At 60.8% G+C, this 18,236-nt stretch carries 14 protein-coding genes and 4 pseudogenes; 16 read left to right on the top strand and 2 right to left on the bottom strand.

Translation table 11 applies throughout. From position 1 onward, the window contains the following. Positions 1-35: 35 nt before the first annotated feature. Entirely contained in the window at positions 36-890 is an 855-nt protein-coding gene (locus tag D3M70_RS13030; RefSeq protein WP_120126163.1) for a CAP domain-containing protein, read from the bottom strand. A 278-nt stretch (positions 891-1,168) separates the two neighbouring features. Here D3M70_RS13030 and D3M70_RS13025 point away from each other — a divergent pair, with 278 nt between their 5' ends. The 6 genes and pseudogenes from D3M70_RS13025 (at position 1,169) to poxB (ending at position 8,179) form a co-directional block, all read left to right on the top strand. Further along, the gene (locus tag D3M70_RS13025; RefSeq protein ID WP_375232961.1) at positions 1,169-3,226 is read left to right on the top strand and encodes a type III effector HrpK domain-containing protein; all 2,058 of its coding nucleotides are present in this window, start codon (positions 1,169-1,171) and stop codon (positions 3,224-3,226) included. A gap of 193 nt (positions 3,227-3,419) precedes the next feature. Further along, a complete protein-coding gene (locus D3M70_RS13020) occupies positions 3,420-4,241 on the top strand; it encodes a transglycosylase SLT domain-containing protein (RefSeq protein WP_165869800.1) in 822 nt (273 codons plus the stop codon). 548 nt (positions 4,242-4,789) lie between these two features. Further along, a pseudogene (locus tag D3M70_RS34195) lies at positions 4,790-5,164 on the top strand (hypothetical protein); the annotation flags it as partial. Positions 5,165-5,185: 21 nt separating this feature from the next. Then, a pseudogene (locus tag D3M70_RS34190) lies at positions 5,186-5,392 on the top strand (hypothetical protein); the annotation flags it as partial. A 505-nt stretch (positions 5,393-5,897) separates the two neighbouring features. Further along, positions 5,898-6,176, top strand: a complete 279-nt coding sequence (locus tag D3M70_RS13005; RefSeq protein WP_120126160.1) for a DUF2790 domain-containing protein — start codon at positions 5,898-5,900, stop codon at positions 6,174-6,176. Positions 6,177-6,457: 281 nt separating this feature from the next. Further along, complete coding sequence (poxB, locus tag D3M70_RS13000; protein WP_120126159.1) at positions 6,458-8,179, top strand: ubiquinone-dependent pyruvate dehydrogenase; 1,722 nt, start codon at positions 6,458-6,460, stop codon at positions 8,177-8,179. Between the two features lie 236 nt (positions 8,180-8,415). Here the strand turns inward: poxB and D3M70_RS12995 are convergent, their stop codons facing one another. Then, complete coding sequence (locus tag D3M70_RS12995; RefSeq protein ID WP_120126158.1) at positions 8,416-8,652, bottom strand: hypothetical protein; 237 nt, start codon at positions 8,650-8,652, stop codon at positions 8,416-8,418. On the opposite strand from D3M70_RS12995, the gene D3M70_RS12990 reads away from it, so the two are divergent. The 10 genes and pseudogenes from D3M70_RS12990 to D3M70_RS12955 all read left to right on the top strand — a co-directional run bounded on the left by D3M70_RS12990 (position 8,651) and on the right by D3M70_RS12955 (position 18,147). Continuing rightward, a complete protein-coding gene (locus D3M70_RS12990) occupies positions 8,651-9,502 on the top strand; it encodes a MurR/RpiR family transcriptional regulator (protein WP_120126157.1) in 852 nt (283 codons plus the stop codon). The two genes, D3M70_RS12995 and D3M70_RS12990, sit on opposite strands and share 2 nt — an antisense overlap. Positions 9,503-9,565: 63 nt before the next feature. Then, the gene (gene ddpX, locus D3M70_RS12985) at positions 9,566-10,120 is read left to right on the top strand and encodes a D-alanyl-D-alanine dipeptidase (protein ID WP_120126156.1); all 555 of its coding nucleotides are present in this window, start codon (positions 9,566-9,568) and stop codon (positions 10,118-10,120) included. 220 nt (positions 10,121-10,340) lie between these two features. Beyond that, a pseudogene (locus D3M70_RS33145) lies at positions 10,341-10,783 on the top strand (ABC transporter substrate-binding protein); the annotation flags it as partial. Position 10,784: 1 nt separating this feature from the next. Beyond that, positions 10,785-11,869: ABC transporter substrate-binding protein (locus tag D3M70_RS12980; protein ID WP_256659832.1), on the top strand; the 1,085-nt coding region annotated here is incomplete at its 5' end. Between the two features lie 104 nt (positions 11,870-11,973). Continuing rightward, complete coding sequence (locus D3M70_RS12975; protein ID WP_120126155.1) at positions 11,974-12,990, top strand: ABC transporter permease; 1,017 nt, start codon at positions 11,974-11,976, stop codon at positions 12,988-12,990. Position 12,991: 1 nt separating this feature from the next. Then, complete coding sequence (gene ddpC, locus D3M70_RS12970) at positions 12,992-13,891, top strand: D,D-dipeptide ABC transporter permease (RefSeq protein ID WP_120126154.1); 900 nt, start codon at positions 12,992-12,994, stop codon at positions 13,889-13,891. Positions 13,892-13,893: 2 nt separating this feature from the next. Further along, the gene (locus D3M70_RS12965; protein WP_120126153.1) at positions 13,894-14,928 is read left to right on the top strand and encodes an ABC transporter ATP-binding protein; all 1,035 of its coding nucleotides are present in this window, start codon (positions 13,894-13,896) and stop codon (positions 14,926-14,928) included. Continuing rightward, positions 14,925-15,528 (top strand): annotated as a pseudogene (locus tag D3M70_RS33140) (ATP-binding cassette domain-containing protein); the annotation flags it as partial. The gene D3M70_RS12965 and the pseudogene D3M70_RS33140, both read left to right, overlap by 4 nt. 1 nt (position 15,529) lies before the next feature. Beyond that, on the top strand, positions 15,530-15,869 hold a 340-nt coding region (locus D3M70_RS33135; protein WP_375232960.1), incomplete at its 5' end, for an oligopeptide/dipeptide ABC transporter ATP-binding protein. A 385-nt stretch (positions 15,870-16,254) separates the two neighbouring features. Further along, a complete protein-coding gene (locus D3M70_RS12955) occupies positions 16,255-18,147 on the top strand; it encodes a methyl-accepting chemotaxis protein (protein ID WP_165869796.1) in 1,893 nt (630 codons plus the stop codon). Positions 18,148-18,236: the final 89 nt, after the last annotated feature.

The raw sequence follows: 18,236 nt of genomic DNA, 5'->3' as shown, positions 1-18,236 counted from the left end.
GAGCGGGTGGGCGGGTGACATCCGCAGGTGCCGGTTTACTGCTTCACTCCGAACATCGCCGTCCAGTAAATCCCGGCATCGCTTTTCGGGTCGGTCGCATAGGCCGCACCCAGATCGCGGTACGCCGCGTTCATCAGATTGGCGCAGTGACCGGGGCTGGCCAGCCAGCCTTCTACCACTTTGCGCGCGCTGTCCTGCCCGGCAGCGATGTTCTCGCCAATCTGCTGGCCGATGTAGCCCGCGAGCTCGGCGCGATCGCCCGGTGTGCCGCCGTTGCGACCCTTGTGGTCGAAATAGTTGTTGTTGGCCATGGAGCGCGTGTGACCTTCGGCGGCACTGGCCAGGGTGTCGTTCCAGGCCAGTGGCAAGGCGGCGGGGTACGGTTGGCCGCCACATTGATGAGGCACACTGCGGGCAGCATTGATCAGGCCAAGCATTTTCTGCCCTTCGGCCTGTGAATTGCCAAGCCCGCCAGCCAGCAGTGGCCGCGCCAGTACGATGCGCCAGTCGCGATCGTTGCGACTGACCCCCACATCGACGAACTGCGGGTCCAGCACCACCTGGCAGAAACTCTCCTGAATGGCTTTCATCGCCGATTGCGCGTCACGGGGGCCGGACAGCGAGATCGCCTGCACCGTCACCATGGGATACGAGGCCCGCGCCAGCACTTGCTGGAGGTCGACACTGCCGGTGGCGGGCAGGTTCAGGCGTGGGTCGTCGGTCAGCGGAGGAAGCTCCTGAGACACGATGTTCGCGCACGGTTGCGCCTGACTGCGAAACGCATTGATCGATTGAACCAGTTGCGTTTCTTCACTGGCCTGCGCCGTCCCGGTCAGCATCAGCAGCCAGGAAAAGGCCGCCAGAGGCATGATGAATGAAGTGAAGCGCATGAAAATCTCCCTTGAACGGACTGCGGCCATGATGCGCGATTTTGCCTGTGTCGAAATAGTCTGAGCCAAACAATCAGTGGAGGTTGCAGTGGCGTGACCGCTTTTTGCAATGCGCAGAGCGAAAACTAGCCGATTACGACCGAAAGATGGAAACAGTTCGCCGGCGGGCTACAGACCTTGCAGCGGGTCGAGCGTGCAGGTCTGCCGGTAAAAGCGCGGAACCGAGCTGCGTTTCGAACCACACAGTTGCCATCCTTCATTCCCGGATGGCGACTTCCATGCGTATTTCGAACAGTCCCTACAGCGGTATCGCGCCTCAACCCGACAGTGAGGATTCGACCCGGCAATCGTCGCTCGGCAATGCGGCACTCAACGCCCCCAAAATGCTGCTTGCCCAGGGGGCAGCGGCCAATCCCGATGTGAAATTCGGCCCCGCTACCGAGCAGCCGGCGTCCGGCGCCGAGTCCCCGGAAAAACAGCTCCTGGCGCTGTTGCTGCAATTGTTCAAGGGCAACGCGCAGGCCCAGCCCGAGCCGGGCGTGTCGGGCGGTCAAACCCTGGCGCCAGGCACGGCAACCTCGGGTGCGACGCCCGCCGCCAAAACCACCGCGACCGTCGACGTTGGCACGGCTGCGCCAACTCAAGCCAGCAAACCCGCCGACCCGGTCAATGGCAGCGAAGCCAGCTTTCTAGACGACTCGAAATACTCATCGCCCAAAGAGCTGGAACGCTGGGCGCCGATGGTTGCGAACCTGCCGCCGGAGCAGCGCGAGCAGGCCGCCAAGGAGCTCAACCGCCCCATCGCCGCTGCGCGCATGGCCGCCGAAAAAGGCCCGGATGCTGCCAAGGCCATGGATTTCATCAATGCCAACCCGGCGTTGAAGACCGCTGTCGATACCGGCAAACATGGCGGCAAGGCTGACGGCAAGATTACCGATGGCGACCTCAAGGCGTTCGCCAAGAACATGCAAAAAGCGGCGGACAGCGCCGACAAGGACGTTGCCAATTATCAGAAGGATCATCCTGACGCCGACCCACAGTCGCTGGAAATGGTGCGCAGCGCCGCACTGATGCGCGCCAACGAACCGCTGACCAAGGCTGCCGACCCCAAACACGCGCTGGGCGCGGACGGCGAGACCAAGGTCGACGGCCTGACCAGCGCCGACGGCCTGAAGGCGATTCAGGACGGCAACCCGGGACTGGCCGGGGCGCTCAAACAGTCGGCCAAAACCTGGTCGCAACCGGGGTTCCTCACGCAGATCGATCAGGGTGGCCTGCAAGGCCGCTCGCTGGCGGCCCACAGCCCGGACAAACTGTTCAGCGCCAGCAATATCAGTGACTGGATCAAGAAACAGGCACCTACCAATGGCGGCGAGTTCGCCAGTGTGCTCAGCGATGCGGCGACCCTCAACTCGGTTGCTAACACCGACATCAGCAAGCTGGGCAAGGACGTCTTCGAGAACCCGTCCAACTACAGCGGCGAGCAGAAAGCCGCCGTGATGGTCAAGTTACAGCAGACCCAGCAAAGCGTGGTCGCCGGCCACGACCTGCGCAAGACTGAAAAAACCGAAGATGCGCTTAACGACAAAATTGCCCAGTTGCAGGCCGATCCCGACGTACAAGCGTTTCTCGACCAGCAGATCCCGCAGCAGTCCCGCACGTTGGTCAGCAGCACGCCGCAATTGCAGCAAGCGGTCAACGAGCAGATGCAGAGGGTTAACAGCGGTCAGGCCTTGCAGAGCGACATGGCCAACGCAGACAAAGCTGTCAAGAAAGACAACTCCAACCCCGATTACAGCAACGCCATCGGTGGCCTGTCAGCGCAGTTGCAGATGCAGAAAGACCTCTTGGGCGACAATGCCAACGTCCCCACCACCGACCAGATTCTCGGTACCCGGCCTGACTTGCAGGGCCGGATTCAGGACGCCTACGAGCGCAGCCGCAACGAAAGCGGTGCCGCCAACGACCAGCCCCACAAGAGCAAGGCTGACACTGCCAAAACCATTTACGACGACACCAAGTCCGGGCTTTCAGCCGCCAAGGATGGCTACGACGCCGTGGCTAAATCCGCCGGCCGCGCAGGTTTGGGCGAGGTCGCGGCCAAGGTTGGCGGCCGCGTCGCGGGAATGGTCGTCGGTGAAGCTGCCGGAATGGCCGCGGGTGCGGCGATCGGCGCTTCGATTCCGGTGGTCGGCTGGATCGCCGATGCCGCGATGAGCCTGGGGTTCGGCATCTCCGCCATCATCGAAGCAGTGAAGAAACACAAGGCGCAGAAAGCCTTCGATCACAACGTCGACCCGGTCCTGGACCAGTTTGGCATTCCCAAGGCGCATTGACCCCCGTCTTTGATTTCCCCTGACCTGAAAGAGGTAAACGATCATGAGTATCGGTGTTTCGTCGCTTCGCCCATTGCACGACCCCAACGCCCTGCCCACGGACTTTTCGTCCCTGAGTGGCAAACATGGACAACACAACGCGCTGGGCGGTGGCGGCGGTGGCGGTGGCAATCAGGCCATTGATCCGAGCACGCTGCTGTTCAACAACCCCATGCAGTCCCAGGTCAACTTCGCGCCGCCCAACAGTCAGGATTCACCAACCAATGCGGCCAATCCCGCTTCAGGCAACAACCAGATGAGCATGGTGCAACAGATCATGAGCCTGCTGATGGAGTTGATGCAGATGCTCATGCAGAACAACCCCAATCAGCCAGACACCCAGAACCTGGCGGCGCAGAACGCTGGAGGTGGCGGCGGGGGTGGCGGTGTGGACGATGCGGGCGGCACAGGCCAGGGCGGTGGCGGCCCGGTCGGCGAAGGCGGTGGTGTGGGTGCGCCGGCCAGCAGCTCGGCCAGCGCGGTGTCCGCAGACCCCGCGCTTTCCGGCTCCGGCGACCTGCACCTGCCCAAGCAACTGGAACCCTACCGCGCCGACATCATGGACGCGTCCAGGGCCACCGGCGTCCCGCCCAGCATTCTGGCCGGACAGATCTGGGCCGAGTCTCGCGGGCAGTTGGGTCAGGACACCACCAACGTCAATGGCAAGACCGATGCCGGCCTGATGCAGGTCAACGCCGATACCTTCGCGGGGCTGAAGAAGGAGAACCCTGATCTACTGGGCAACGCCGACGTGAACAATGCCCACGACAACATCATGGCCGGCGCGCTGTACATGCGCGATCAACAGAAGGCGTTCGGCGACTGGGGTTCTGCGTTGCGCGCCTATAACTCAGGACCTGACAAGGTCAGCGGCAACCTCTCCGATGCGGGCGGTGTCGGCGATCCCAAGTACGTGGACAACGTCATGAACTTCGCAAAAATCATAGAAAGCGGGCAGGGGCAACTGCCGGGCTGATCGCTGACCACGGGTGCCCGGAGCAATGAACGCTGCTCCGGCGCCCCGGGGGAGGGCATGCAATCGCCCACAGCCCGCAAACCGGACCTTCGCAGAATCAACTACTTGGCCGTTGTTCATGATGTTCCTCAAGTAAGTGTGGTCTTTGAGTGCACGCATTTGGGGCGCAGTGAGAGGACTTGAATCAGACTAACGATGAAGTTCTATACCTAAGTGTTATTGGGTAAAGTTGCCGGATCGTGTTTTTATGCAAGGCTGGCGAACTATTGAAAGCGTCTTCACTCGAATCCGTCAGTGGCCCATTGAACCGCCATCTGGCGGATCGCCGTTATCAGACGGGCGCAAAACCCCGGTGAGGACTATTCTGAAAAGACGCGCGCGTTCGCTGTGTTCATTCCTAACGCGTTCCGCTGTCTGTTTTCAACCAAACGTGCAGATCAGGAATAACCGTCGTTCTTTGTTTGAAGAGTGACTTATTTATTGTCGAGGCAGGCACCGTTCGAGCACCTTGCTCGCATCGACCGACATGACACTTGGAGCAATCGGTTATGAAGAAGCAATTGATTTGGGGCCTGACGGTTTCCGTGCTGGCCTTGAGTGTTTCCACCGCGTACGCAGCTTCTGAGGTGAAGAAAGAGGACAAGACCGTTGCCGAGTACGGCTCGGAAAAGGTCGGCCCGAATCGAACGGCGTCCGATGGCGCTGACCATGTTGGTGCCAATGCCACGGCGGCTGATGGTTCGGACCATGTCGGGGCCAACAAGCTGGCGGCGGACGGCGCAGACCGTGTGGGCGCCAACCGTGTGGCGGCGGACGGTGCGGATCATGTCGGTGCCAATGCAGTGGCTGCTGATGGCTCGGATCGAGTAGGTTCCAACCGTGTAGCGGCTGATGGCTCGGATCGTGTCGGTGCCAACCGTGTAGCGGCTGATGGCGCGGATCGAGTGGGTGCCAACCGTGTAGCGGCTGATGGCGCGGATCATGTCGGTGCCAATGCTGTGGCGGCTGATGGCGCAGATCGAGTGGGTGCCAACCGTGTAGCGGCTGATGGCGCGGATCATGTCGGTGCCAATGCGGTGGCGGCTGATGGCGCAGATCGAGTGGGTGCCAACCGTGTGGCGGCTGACGGCGCGGATCATGTCGGTGCCAATGCTGTGGCGGCTGATGGCGCAGATCGAGTGGGTGCCAACCGTGTAGCGGCTGACGGCGCGGACCATGTCGGTGCAAACTCGGTTGCAGCCAACAGCCAGCCTGAACGTGGGCTGGCGTCCGATGGTTCCGACAAGACCGGTGCCTCGCGCATGGCGGCCAAGCCATTGGATCATATGAACTTCCGTGAACTGGCAGGCGAAATGGATTACGAAAGACTGACCAAGTAACTAGCGGATGAAACGACCCTCTCGAGAAACGTCGAGAGGGTTGTTTTTTTTTGCCCGCGATTTAAGCCTGTCGACAACTTTTGCGGCCAACCAACTTTCCAGGCAAGAGTCTGTTGCAGGCAGTGAAACAATACGCTGGTATCACTGCCGCTAATGTGTCCTATCGACGTTAAATATTTACCTTCGCGAGAACAATCCACCAGAATCGGTTCCAGAAGCAAACAAACAGACGCGTTGCTTACTGACTACTTATCCCATGATTCTGGAGATTTAAAAAATGAAAACCTTAGCCTTCGCTGCACTTTCGGTACTCACTGTAATGGCCTCTGCCAACGTGCTGGCTGACGAACAGTCCAGCGCACAACCGCTGACTCAAGTCGAGCAATACAACCGTCACAAAGGCATTGACGTCGCCAGGGTCACCAGCGTTAAAACCGCCCAAGACCCAGAAAAGGTCGATGGCCTGGTTAAATCGACCATGACTTACGTCGATGGCTCGGGTGTCACCCACAGCCTGGAATACACCACCATGGGTTACGGCCGTCAGAACGGCTAATTGATCGGGTTGAGATGTATGCTTCAAACGACAAACAGAAACGCTGCACTCGCTGCAGCGTTTTTTTTTGCGCAGTAAGGCGTGCAGGCTGACCGACTGGTTGGGTCCGCGTTTGCGCTAGCCAGCCAGCGCCCGCCAGGTCGAGCAGGGCTCGACGCGTTCGAGCCAGCACATCGGTACAAGCACTGAACTGTGACCGGTGGTACAGGTCGATTTGAAACGACGCACGCTGTCCGCTTCGACAACGCGCGCAATCTTCGACTCGACAAGGAACCTGCCCCATGTCCAGCAGAACCACCGCCGACTACCTCGCGCAAACCCTCGCCGCAGCAGGCGTCTCGAAAATCTGGGGCGTCAGTGGCGACAGCCTGAACGGGCTGACCGACAGCCTGGAGCGCCTGGGCAAGATCAAGTGGATGCACACCCGGCACGAGGAGGTCGCTGTCTTCGCTGCCGGCGCCGAGGCGGCGTCTACCGGCACGCTGGCGGTGTGTGCCGGCAGTTGCGGTCCGGGCAACCTGCATCTGATCAACGGCCTGTATGACTGCCATCGCAGTCGCGTACCGGTGCTGGCGATCGCCGCGCAGATTCCCTCGTCCGAAATCGGCTTGAACTACTTTCAGGAAACCCACCCCACCGACCTGTTCAAGGAGTGCAGCCACTTCGTCGAGGCGGTGAGCAGTGCCGAGCAGTTCCCCCGCGTGCTGGAGCGTGCCATGCGGGCGGCGATCAGTCAGCGCGGCGTGGCCGTGATCGTGATTCCCGGCGACGTTGCCCTGAGTCCCGCCCCGGACGCCACCCCGGCCTGGGTCGATCATGAACCCCCGCATGTGATTCCCACCGAGCAGGATCTGCAGCGCCTGGTGGCGATGCTCGATAAATCCAAAGCGGTGACCATTCTGGCCGGCGCAGGCTGCGCCGAGGCCCACGATCAGGTCGTGGCGCTGGCGGAAAAACTGTCGGCGCCGGTGGTCCATGCGCTGCGCGGCAAGCAATACATCGAATACGCCAACCCCTTCGACGTGGGCATGACCGGGCTGATCGGCTTCAGCTCCGGTTATCACGCGATGATGGCCTGCGACACGCTGCTGATTCTGGGGAGCAGTTTTCCCTATCGCAATTTTTACCCGGAAAAAGCCAAGATCATCCAGATCGACATTGACCCCGCCGCGCTGGGCCGTCGCGTGCCGCTGACCCTGGGGCTGGCCGGTGGCATCGCGGAAACCCTCGTCGCCTTGTTGCCGCGTCTCAAACCCCACACCGACCGCAAGTTCCTCGACAAGGCGCTGGACCATTACGCCAAGGCCCGGGAAGAACTGGACGAACTGGCAACGCCGTCTGCCCATGGCGAGCCGATCCATCCGCAATACCTGACGCGCATGGTCGACGCCTACGCCGACCCTGACGCGATTTTCACCGTCGATGTCGGTACCCCGACCTTGTGGGCGGCGCGCTACCTGACCATGAACGGGCAGCGCTCGCTGCTGGGTTCGTTCAATCACGGCTCCATGGCCAACGCCATGCCCCAGGCGCTCGGTGCCAAAGCTGCGTTCCCGCAGCGTCAGGTGGTGGCGCTGTGTGGCGATGGCGGGTTGTCGATGCTGATGGGCGATCTGCTGACCATTCGCCAACTCAACCTGCCGATCAAGATGGTGGTGTTCAACAACAGCTCGCTGGGTTTCGTTGCAATGGAAATGCAGGCCAGCGGTTACGTGCCCCATGACACCGACCTGCACAGCACCAGCTTCGCCAATATCGCCATTGGGGCGGGGATTCTGGGGATTCGCGTCGAGGATTCGGCGGACCTGCCCAACGCCCTGAAAAAAGCCTTCGAACACCCGGGCCCGGTGCTGGTGGATGTGGTCACGGCGAAACAGGAATTGGGCCTGCCGCCGAAGATCAAACTGGCCCAGGCCAAGGGCTTCAGCCTGTTCATGTTGAAGGCGGTGATGAACGGCAAGGCTGATCAGGTACTGGAACTGGCGAAGACCAATCTCCGCTAGGGCATGCTGCCGCTATAGGAGCGCGCTTGCCCGCGATTGCGGTACATCAGCCACTGTTCAGTCGCCTGACACGACCGATTCGCGGGCAAGCGCGCTCCTACAAGGTGGCTCTTCGCAAGGTCATCACGCCATCGTTTTGATCGTTCCCACGCTCCGCGTGGTAACGCAGTGATTGACGCTCCGCGTCAGTGGACGCAGAGCGTCCTGCCGCATTCCCACGCGAAGCGTGGGAATGATCAAGAAGTAACGATCATTCCTCGCAAGTTTTCCTGCATTTTTTTGCCCGCTAAACGTGCATTTCTCATCCGCCGCGCACCACCCTGAAACACGGAAATCCTCCCCTGAAATCTCCTGAAAAAAAGCATTGTGCCACCTTGAAAACCGATGTTATGTTGGTAACATCCTGTCGAGAAATGACTCTTCGATAACATTTCTCGGCTGTCGTCAATGCCGGTCTCAAGCGGATTTTTCATGGCCAAGAGTCTTTTCCTCGATACGCTGGAGCAGCGGTTCAGCGACTTGACGCCAACCGGCAAACGTATCGCCGGGTACCTGTTGGCGAACCCACAGAAGCTGCCGTTCGAGACTGCCGACAGCATCGCTCAGCAGACCGGCACCACCGGCATTTCAGTCGGGCGCTTTCTGCGTTCGCTCGGTTACCGCAACCTTGACGACGTCAAACAAAGCCTGCGCGGTGACAGCGCAAGCCCTTGGGTGATTACCGACCGCCTGGGCGCTTTTCGCGAAGAGAACACCCAGGGCGATGCACTGGAGCGTTCGATGAACCGGGAGCTGGAGGCCATTCAACGGGTCTACGGCCTGGCCCGCAGCGACACCTTCGCCCGGATCGTCGAGCGCCTGTACAGCGCCGATGCCGTGTTCATCGTCGGTATCCAGACCACACGCGGCATACTCAACGCCTTCTTCTCGCACCTGGAATACATCCGGCCCAAGGTCTATTACGTCGATGGCCTGTCCGGCACCTATGCCGAATCGCTTAACTCGCAGTTCGACAACCCTTACGCTGTCATCGCCGACTTTCGCAGCTACTCGGCGGTGGCCCGGACCTTCTGCGAGGTCGCGCACCAGCAGGGCTTGCCCCTGGCCTTCATCACCGATTTCCATTGCCCATGGGCCCGGGACTACCCCACCGATCTGCTGCAACTGAACTCCGATGTCGGCCAGTTCTGGCCCTCACTGGCGCCGCTGCCGTGCCTGTTCAACCTGATGGTCTCGGCGGTGGCCGAAAAATACGGCGACCGACTCGACCAACGCCTGACGAAGAACCGCGAACTGCAACAACTGTTCGGGCAGTTCGAATAGCCCGGGCGACACCCGCGCCCTCGGGCGCACGGAACCTGTACGAGCTGATCTGGAGTGTTTTACGTGAATAGCCCCCTCGTCGAAGTCGACGCTCAGGCGCTGCAGGTCGAAATCGACCTGATTTACGCCGGTGTCGACAATCTGGCCGGCAAGCAGATTTACCAGGATCCGCGCTGCCTGCTGCACCGCGACGCCGAAGTCTGCCTGCGCAAAGCGAGCCTGCTCGCGCGTCAGGCAGGCCTGACCCTGCGCATCTTCGATGCCTATCGACCGCCGTACGCGCAGTACCTGCTGTGGCAAGCGTTGCCCAATCCCGAATACGTGCGTGATCCGGGCCTGGGTTCGCATCACACCCGTGGTGTGGCCGTTGATCTGACGCTAATCGATGGCCATGGGCAGCCACTGGACATGGGCACCGGCTTTGACGACATGCGCGAGCACTCGCACCAGTTCTTCAGTGATCTGCCGGCCAGTGTCCAGCGCAATCGCCTGTTGCTGCTGGGGATCATGCTGGCCGCCGGCTTCACCTACATCGACAGCGAGTGGTGGCACTACGAGTTGCCCGGTGCCGAAGCCTATCCGCTGATCGACGACGCCTCGATCCGCCCGGCCAGTTGATCGAGACACGCAGGCCCGACACACGCAGCACCGACACACGCAAGACCGTGACACCTGACCGGGACGTACATGAATCCCGGCTGAATCTGGCAATCACCTGATCTCGACAGAGCAGGGTGCGCCATTTCGCAGACCTGAGGTCTGTGAGCTTTGACTGCCCGGTATAGCTTCAATAACAAACCTGACGAACTTCCATACATCGAACGATCAAGGAACCGGCATGAAATCAATCGTTACCCCACGTGCATTCCCTCGCAAACTGGCGATGGCAGTCCTTTGCACCGCGATGGGCCTGGGTGCCTGGCAGTCGGTCAGCGCAGCCGTACCGCAAGACACCCTGATGATCGGCAAACCCTCCGATCCCCAGACCCTCGATCCGGCCGTGACCATCGACAACAACGACTGGACCGTGACCTACCCGGCCTATCAGCGACTGGTGACCTACAAAGTCGAAAACGGCAAGGGCAGCACCGAAGTGCAGGGTGAACTGGCCAGTAGTTGGTCGACTTCGGCGGACAACCTGACCTGGGAATTCAAACTCAAGCCCGGCAACAAATTCGATGACGGCGCCGACGTGAATGCCGAGGCCGTGAAGTTTTCCTTTGATCGCGTGATGAAGCTCAAGCAAGGGCCGTCCGGGGCATTCCCGGATGACATGACGGTNCGCCGTATGCGCCGTTTCTCTCGACGCTGGCGCACAACGGCGCGGCGATCATCAACCCGGACGTGGCGAAGAAAACCGAAGGGGCCGAGGCGTATCTGTCGAACCACACCGCCGGCTCCGGTGCGTTCAAGCTGGTCAACTGGCAGAGGGGTCAGACCCTGACCATGGAACAGAACAGCTATTATGCCGGCCCCAAACCGACCCTGAAAAAGGTCGTGGTCAAGATCATCAGTGAGGCCTCGGTGCGTCGTCTGCAACTTGAGCACGGCGATCTGGACATCATTGAAGACATGCCCGAAGACCAGCTCGAAGCGCTGGCCAAGAAGTCCGGAATCGTCGTTGGCGATTACCCGTCGCTGCGGGTGACCCTGCTTTATCTGAACACCCAGAAAGCGCCGATGAACAACCCTGATGCCCGTCGCGCCATCGTCGAGTCGCTGGACTACGACGGCATCATTAACGGCATTCTCAAAGGCAAGGCCAAACCACTGAACGGTCCGATCCCGCAGGGCATGTGGGCGTACGACGAGAAGCAGCCGGCCTTCAAGCAGGACATGGCCAAAGCCAAGGAAGACCTGGCCAAGGTTTCGCCGAAGATCAGCAACCTGACGTTCATGTACTCCGACAAGGACCCTAACTGGGAGCCGATCGGCCTGACCCTGCAAGCCGGCCTGCAGTCGTTGGGTGTGAACCTGAAGATGGAAAAACTCGCCAACGCCAGCATGCGTGAACGTCTGGGCACCGGTGACTTCGACGTCGCCATTGGCTCCTGGAGCCCGGACTTCGCCGACCCCTACATGTTCATGAACTTCTTCTTCGACTCGAAGCTCAAGGGGCTGGCGGGTAACCGTTCGTTCTACGACAACCCGGCGGTGGACAAGCTGATCCGCGAATCGGCCACCACCAACGACATGGCCAAGCGTACCGAGCTGTACCAACAGGCACAGAAGGTCGTGCTCAACGACAGCGTTTACGCCTACCTGTACCAGAAGGCCTATACCTTGCCGATGAGCGACAAGGTCAAAGGCTACGTGTTCAACCCGATGCTGGAACAGGTGTTCAACGTCGGCACGATCACCAAGTAAAGCGCTATTGCTTCACACGGCCCCGGATCAAAAACGAGGCCGTGTGAAGGCTGTGTCCGCGAACTGTTTCGCGTTGTCGATTGAATGCGTGACCGAGGTGCCTGATGGCCTTCCTGAATATTCTGCGTAAACGTCTGGGCGGCCTGCTGCTGGTGGTGTTCGGCGTTTCCCTGATTACCTTTTCCATTTCCCACCTGATTCCGGGTGATCCGGCGCGGCTGATCGCCGGCGACCGTGCCACTGACGCGATTGTCGAGAACATTCGTCATCAACTGGGGCTGGACCTGCCGCTGTATCAACAATACGGCCGCTACATGCTCGACCTGCTGCACGGTGATCTGGGCACATCGATCCGCACCCATCGCCCGGTGCTCGAAGACTTGCAAGCCTTCTTCCCGGCGACCCTGGAACTGGCGCTGGCGGCATTGACCCTGTCGATTCTGGTGGGGGTGCCGCTGGGCGTGTTGTCGGCGGTGTATCACAACCGCTTCATCGATCAGGTGGCGCGCACACTGGCGGTGACCGGGATTTCGACGCCGGCGTTCTGGCTCGGGCTGGGCTTGATCGTGTTGTTCTACGGCCATTTGAACTGGCTGCCTGGAAGTGGACGGCTGGATGAGGGCCTCGATCCACCGCCGACGGTCACTGGTTTTTACCTGATCGATACGCTGCTGGCAGGGGACACCGGGCTGTTCTTCAACGCTGTTCAGCACCTGATCCTGCCCGCAATCACATTGGGCTTCGTCAACCTCGGCGTGGTGGCGCGGCAGATCCGTTCGGCGATGCTCGATCAACTGGGCGAAGACTACATTCGCACCGCTCGGGCCTATGGCCTGTCGAAGTGGGCGGTGATTCTGCGCCACGCCTTGCCCAATGCGCTGATCCCTTCGGTGACCGTGCTCGGCCTCACCCTTGGCGACTTGCTGTATGGCGCGGTGCTCACCGAAACCGTATTCGCCTGGCCGGGCATGGGCGCTTACGTGGTCAAGTCGATCCAGTCGCTGGATTTTCCCGCGGTCATGGGCTTCGCGATTCTGGTGTCCTTCATTTATGTGCTGCTGAACATGGCGATCGATCTGCTGTACCGCCTGATCGATCCCCGCATCGGCGAGGTTAACTGAGATGTCCACTCCAATCCTTGCGCCAGCCGTGGCGCCGCTGCCGAAAGTCTCGCGCTGGCAGGATAAATTCGCCTACCTGGCGCATCAGGTTCGGCGCAGTCCGCTGACCATGGCCGGCTTGCTGATCACATTGATGGTCCTGTTGTGCATGATCTTTGCGCCGTGGCTGGCGTCCCATGATCCCAACGCGCTGAACCTGACTCAGCGTCTGGGGGCGCCGTCTGCCGCGCACTGGTTCGGCACCGATGAAGTGGGCCGCGACCTGTTCAGCCGCGTGTTGTACGGCAGCCGGCAATCGGTGGGCGTCGGCCTGTTCGTGGCGTTCGCTTCGTGTTTTGCCGGCGGCTTGCTGGGCTGCATGTCGGGAATCATCGGCGGGCGTTTCGACAGCCTGATCATGCGCCTGATGGACATCATGCTGTCGGTGCCGTCGCTCGTGCTGATCATGGCGCTGGCCGCTGCACTGGGCCCGAGCCTGTTCAACGCGATGCTGGCGATCACTTTGGTGCGGATTCCATTCTATGTGCGCCTCGCCCGCGGGCAGGCCTTGAGCATTCGCCAGATGGGCTACGTCAAGGCCGCCGAAACCTTCGGCGCCGGACGCTGGCACATGGTGCTCTGGCACGTGGCGCGCAACGCCATGCCGCCGTTGCTGGTGCAGCTGAGCCTGGACATCGGCAGCGCGATTCTCATGGCTTCCGCCCTAGGCTTCATCGGCCTGGGTGCACAACAGCCGACCGCCGAGTGGGGGGCGATGGTCGCCACCGGGCGCAACTACATTCTCGATCAGTGGTGGTATTCGACCTTTCCCGGCGTGGCGATTCTGATTACCGCCACCGGTTTCAACCTCTTGGGCGACGGCGTACGCGACCTGCTCGACCCACGGCAGCAGGGGAAATGACCATGCACGCAGAAGTCTCCAAACCCCTGATCGGCAATGCACCGGTGTTGACCATCGACAACCTGAGCATCGAGTTTCCGGCGTACAAGAGCACAGTCAAAGCCCTGAACGGCGTGTCGCTGCACGTCAATCCCGGCGAAATTGTCGGGGTGATCGGCGAGTCCGGTTCCGGCAAATCGGTGACCGCGATGCTCAGCCTGCGTCTGTTGCCCGAGCGGGCGTATCAGGTCAAAAGCGGGAGTCTGAACATCCTCGGTCGCAACATGCTCACGGCCAGGGAGAAGGACCTGCTCAAAGTCCGCGGTCGTGATGCGGCAATGATCTTTCAGGAACCGATGACCGCGCTCAATCCCACGCGCCGCATTGGCCGACAGATGCTCGATGTGATCATTCATCACCAGCAATTGAGCAAGGCCGACGCGCACGCCAAGGCCATCGCGTTGCTGCGCGATATGCACATCGCCGACCCCGAACAGGTCATGAACAGCTACCCGTTCGAGCTTTCCGGGGGCATGCGTCAGCGAGTGATGATCGCTCTGGCGTTTTCTTGCGATCCGCAGTTGTTGATCGCCGACGAGCCGACCACGGCGCTGGACGTCACGGTGCAGCGGCAGGTGCTGTTGCTGTTGCGCGAGAAAGCACGCCAGCGCGGCACTGCGATTCTGCTGATCACCCATGACATGGCGCTGGTCTCGCAGTTCTGCGACCGGGTCTATGTGATGTACACCGGCGCAGTGGTGGAGCAGGGCGGCACCTCCCAGGTCATGGCCGATCCCCGTCATCCCTACACCCAAGGCTTGCTCAGCGGTTTGCCGGAACAGGTCGAACCGGGTCAGGACCTGATGACCATCCCCGGTCAGGTTCCGAATCTATCGGCGCTGCCCGAAGGCTGTACTTTTCGGGATCGCTGTGCCTTCGCCATGCCCAAATGCCTGCAACGCCCGCCCATGCAGATCATCGATGCGGCTGCCGATCGCAAGAGCGCCTGTTGGTTGAGCGAACCGTCCATGGCGTCTGCACAGGAGAAACTGTCATGAGTCGCGTAGCCTCGAAAACGCTGCCCGATGCGCAGCCGACCCCGACCATTCTCGGTCTGGAAGATGTGCACGTGCATTACCCCATGGGCAAGGACTGGCTCGGTCGCCCCAAAGCGGTGGCCCACGCCCTGAACGGTATCGACCTGCAGGTGCGCGCCGGGGAAACCCTGGGCGTGGTGGGGGAATCCGGTTGCGGCAAGAGCACCCTGGCGCAATTGCTGATGGGTCTGATCAAGCCGACTTCGGGCACGCTGGAATGGATCTACAACAATGCCAAGGAACGCAGCAGCAACGTGCAGATCGTGTTTCAGGACCCGCAGTCGTCCCTCGATCCGCGACTGCCGGTGTGGAAGGTGATCACCGAACCCTTGTTCGTCCAACGTTCCGCCCCGCGTCGGGACATGCGCGACATCGCTGCGAAAGTGGCGTCTCAGGTGGGTATTCGGACCGAGTACATGGACCGTTTTCCCCATCAGTTCTCCGGCGGCCAGCGTCAACGCATCGCCATTGCCAGAGCGTTGTCGTCGAACCCGGACATCATTGTGCTCGACGAACCGACCTCGGCGCTGGACATTTCGGTGCAGGCGCAAATCCTAAACTNGCACAACGTCTCGGTGGTGCGGCACATGGCCGACCGGGTGGCGGTGATGTACCTGGGGCAGATCGTCGAACTGGGCAGCGCCGCCGAGGTGCTGGAACGGCCGCGGCATCCGTATACTCAACTGCTGCTCGATGCCGTACCCCGACTGGGGGTGGCCGTGGACGATGCGCAGGTTTCAGCACCGACTGAATTACCGGGCAATCGCAACTTGCCTACCGGGTGCTTTTTCAGGGATCGCTGCCCGAAGGCGACCGTGGGGTGTGACAAGCCGCAACAGCTTTTGCCCGCCAGGGATGCAGCGGGAGGCGAGTGGGTCAGGTGTCATTTGCAGTCGGTTTGACCAATCACCGCTCGCCCCGAGTCCTCTGTGGGAGCACATTCATTCGCGAAAAGTAGGCCAGGCGATAGCGATGCATTGAATTCACTATGGCCTGGCGAATGAATTCGCTCCAACAGTGGGTCAGCCATGAATTGAAAACCAACAACTATTGGATCCCGATTCACCCTCACTTAGATGCTTGTTTAAACAACTGTCCGTTCTGACCCGGCGTTAAACATCGCTAAATAACTTCGTCGACGACCGGTCTAAACTCCGCCCTCTGGCGGCCGAACTATATTTCAGGCCGCGTCTTCCCTTTCTCCGCTTGACCCCGTAAAAAGCGCAGCGCGCGCCTGATCGGCTGCGCATTCCCGTCGCTGTCATTCTTGGTTATGGACACAATCGTATGATCAAAAGTCTGGGCTTCAGCAGAAAGATCCTGCTGGCCGCTGCACTGATAGTTGTTGTTGCCTTCTCGTGTTTCATTCTGGTTAACGATTATCGCCAGCGGCAAACATTGAAAAACAGCGTTGACGCCGAACTGCAACAGTTGGGTAGTCTGACCACACAGAACATTCAGACCTGGCTGGAAAGCCGTACGCAACTGCTTTACTCCATGGGCCAGCAGATCGCAGCCGATGGCCCGGCGCCCGCCAGCCTGCAGCGCATCATCGGCCTGCCGGTGTACCCGGAGAATTTCCAGCTCAGCTACTTCGGTGGCAAGGACGGGCTGATGTTCTCGGTGCCGGCCGGCAACCGCGCGGCGGACTACGACCCCCGCGCCCGTGGCTGGTACAAGGCGGCCGATGCCGCGCAGGGCACTATCGTCACGGAGCCTTACATTGCCGCGTCGTCGGGCAAGCTGGTGGTGACGTTGGCGACCCCGGTTCGTCAGCAGGGCCAGATGATCGGCGTGGCGGGCGCGGACATTTCGCTGGACGCCATCAGCAAGACCATCAACTCACTGAATTTCGGTGGACACGGTTATGCCTATATCGTCAGCGCCGACGGCAAGATCCTGATTCACCCGGACAACAAACTGATCCTCAAGACCGTCAGCGAGGCCTACCCGAACGGTGCGCCGAACATCGCGCCGGGGGTGCACGAAATCGAATCCGGCGGCAAGGCGCAGTTCATCTCTTTCACCAAAGTCGAGGGCCTGTCTTCGGCCAACTGGTATGTGGCGCTGGTGCTGGACCGCGATGCAGCGTACTCGATGCTCAGCGAGTTTCGCGCTTCGGCGTTTACCGCGATGGTCATCGCCGTGGCGATCATCATGGTGCTGTTGGGTCTGTTGATTCGTGTGCTGATGCAGCCGCTGCACCACATGGGCCGCGCCATGCAGGACATTGCCGATGGTGAGGGTGACCTGACCAAGCGTCTGGAGATCGTCTCGCAAGACGAGTTCGGTGCACTGGCGCAGTCGTTCAACCGATTCGTGGAGCGTATTCACGGCTCGATCCGCGAAGTGGCGTCCACCGCCGGGCAGCTGGGTGAAGTGGCCGCGCGGGTGGTGGGCGCTTCCAACTCGTCTATGGGCAACTCTGATCAACAGGCCAGCCGCACCAGCAGCGTGGCCGCCGCGATCAACCAGCTTGGCGCCGCTGCGCAGGAAATCGCTCAGAACGCCGCACTGGCATCGCAGCACTCCAGCGAGGCGACGCAGCTGGCCAGTGAAGGGCAGGGCGTGGTCAGCCAGACCATCAAGGCGATGAATCAGTTGTCGGAGAAGATCAGTGAATCGTGCGCCAACATCGAAACGCTGAACGACAAGACCGCCAACATCGGCCAGATTCTCGAAGTGATCACCGGCATTTCCCAGCAGACCAACCTGTTGGCCTTGAACGCGGCAATTGAAGCTGCACGTGCCGGGGAAGCAGGGCGCGGGTTTGCCGTGGTTGCCGATGAGGTACGCAATCTGGCGCACCGCACGCAGGATTCCGCGCAGCAGGTCCAGGGCATGATCGAGGAATTGCAGGTCGGTGCCCGCAATGCCGTGGTCAACATGACCGAAAGCCAGCGCCAGAGCGAAAGCAGCGTGACCATCGCCAACCAGGCCGGCGAGCGCCTCAACAGCGTGACCCGCCGCATCGGCGAAATCGACGGCATGAACCAGTCTGTGGCCACCGCGACCGAAGAGCAGACCGCCGTGGTGGAGTCGATCAACGTCGACATCACCGAGATCAACACCCTGAACCAGGAAGGCGTCGACAACCTCAAGTCGACGCTGGACGCCTGCACCCACCTAGAGCACCAGGCCGCGCGGTTGCAGCATCTGGTGGGGACGTTCCGTATATAAAGATGGGTCCGCCACTCGAAGCATCTGACCCCACACCCATCCTGTAGCCGCCCGGCCGGCCTGCTACAGATGCGCGGGGCGGTGCTGGC

Source organism: Pseudomonas sp. LS-2 (assembly GCF_003605735.1).
GTDB lineage: Bacteria > Pseudomonadota > Gammaproteobacteria > Pseudomonadales > Pseudomonadaceae > Aquipseudomonas.
Note: the sequence above shows the minus strand (reverse complement) of the source record. Positions and strands in the feature narration are given on the sequence as shown.

Bases quoted from the DNA above. Each gene is read 5' to 3' on its own strand.
- D3M70_RS13030 (WP_120126163.1), bottom strand. From the start codon at position 890: ATGCGCTTCACTTCATTCATCATGCCTCTGGCGGCCTTTTCCTGGCTG.
- D3M70_RS13025 (WP_375232961.1), top strand. From the start codon at position 1,169: ATGCGTATTTCGAACAGTCCCTACAGCGGTATCGCGCCTCAACCCGAC.
- D3M70_RS13005 (WP_120126160.1), top strand. From the start codon at position 5,898: ATGAAAACCTTAGCCTTCGCTGCACTTTCGGTACTCACTGTAATGGCC.
- poxB (WP_120126159.1), top strand. From the start codon at position 6,458: ATGTCCAGCAGAACCACCGCCGACTACCTCGCGCAAACCCTCGCCGCA.
- D3M70_RS12990 (WP_120126157.1), top strand. From the start codon at position 8,651: ATGGCCAAGAGTCTTTTCCTCGATACGCTGGAGCAGCGGTTCAGCGAC.
- D3M70_RS12995 (WP_120126158.1), bottom strand. From the start codon at position 8,652: ATGAAAAATCCGCTTGAGACCGGCATTGACGACAGCCGAGAAATGTTA.
- D3M70_RS12975 (WP_120126155.1), top strand. From the start codon at position 11,974: ATGGCCTTCCTGAATATTCTGCGTAAACGTCTGGGCGGCCTGCTGCTG.
- ddpC (WP_120126154.1), top strand. From the start codon at position 12,992: ATGTCCACTCCAATCCTTGCGCCAGCCGTGGCGCCGCTGCCGAAAGTC.
- D3M70_RS12965 (WP_120126153.1), top strand. From the start codon at position 13,894: ATGCACGCAGAAGTCTCCAAACCCCTGATCGGCAATGCACCGGTGTTG.
- D3M70_RS12955 (WP_165869796.1), top strand. From the start codon at position 16,255: ATGATCAAAAGTCTGGGCTTCAGCAGAAAGATCCTGCTGGCCGCTGCA.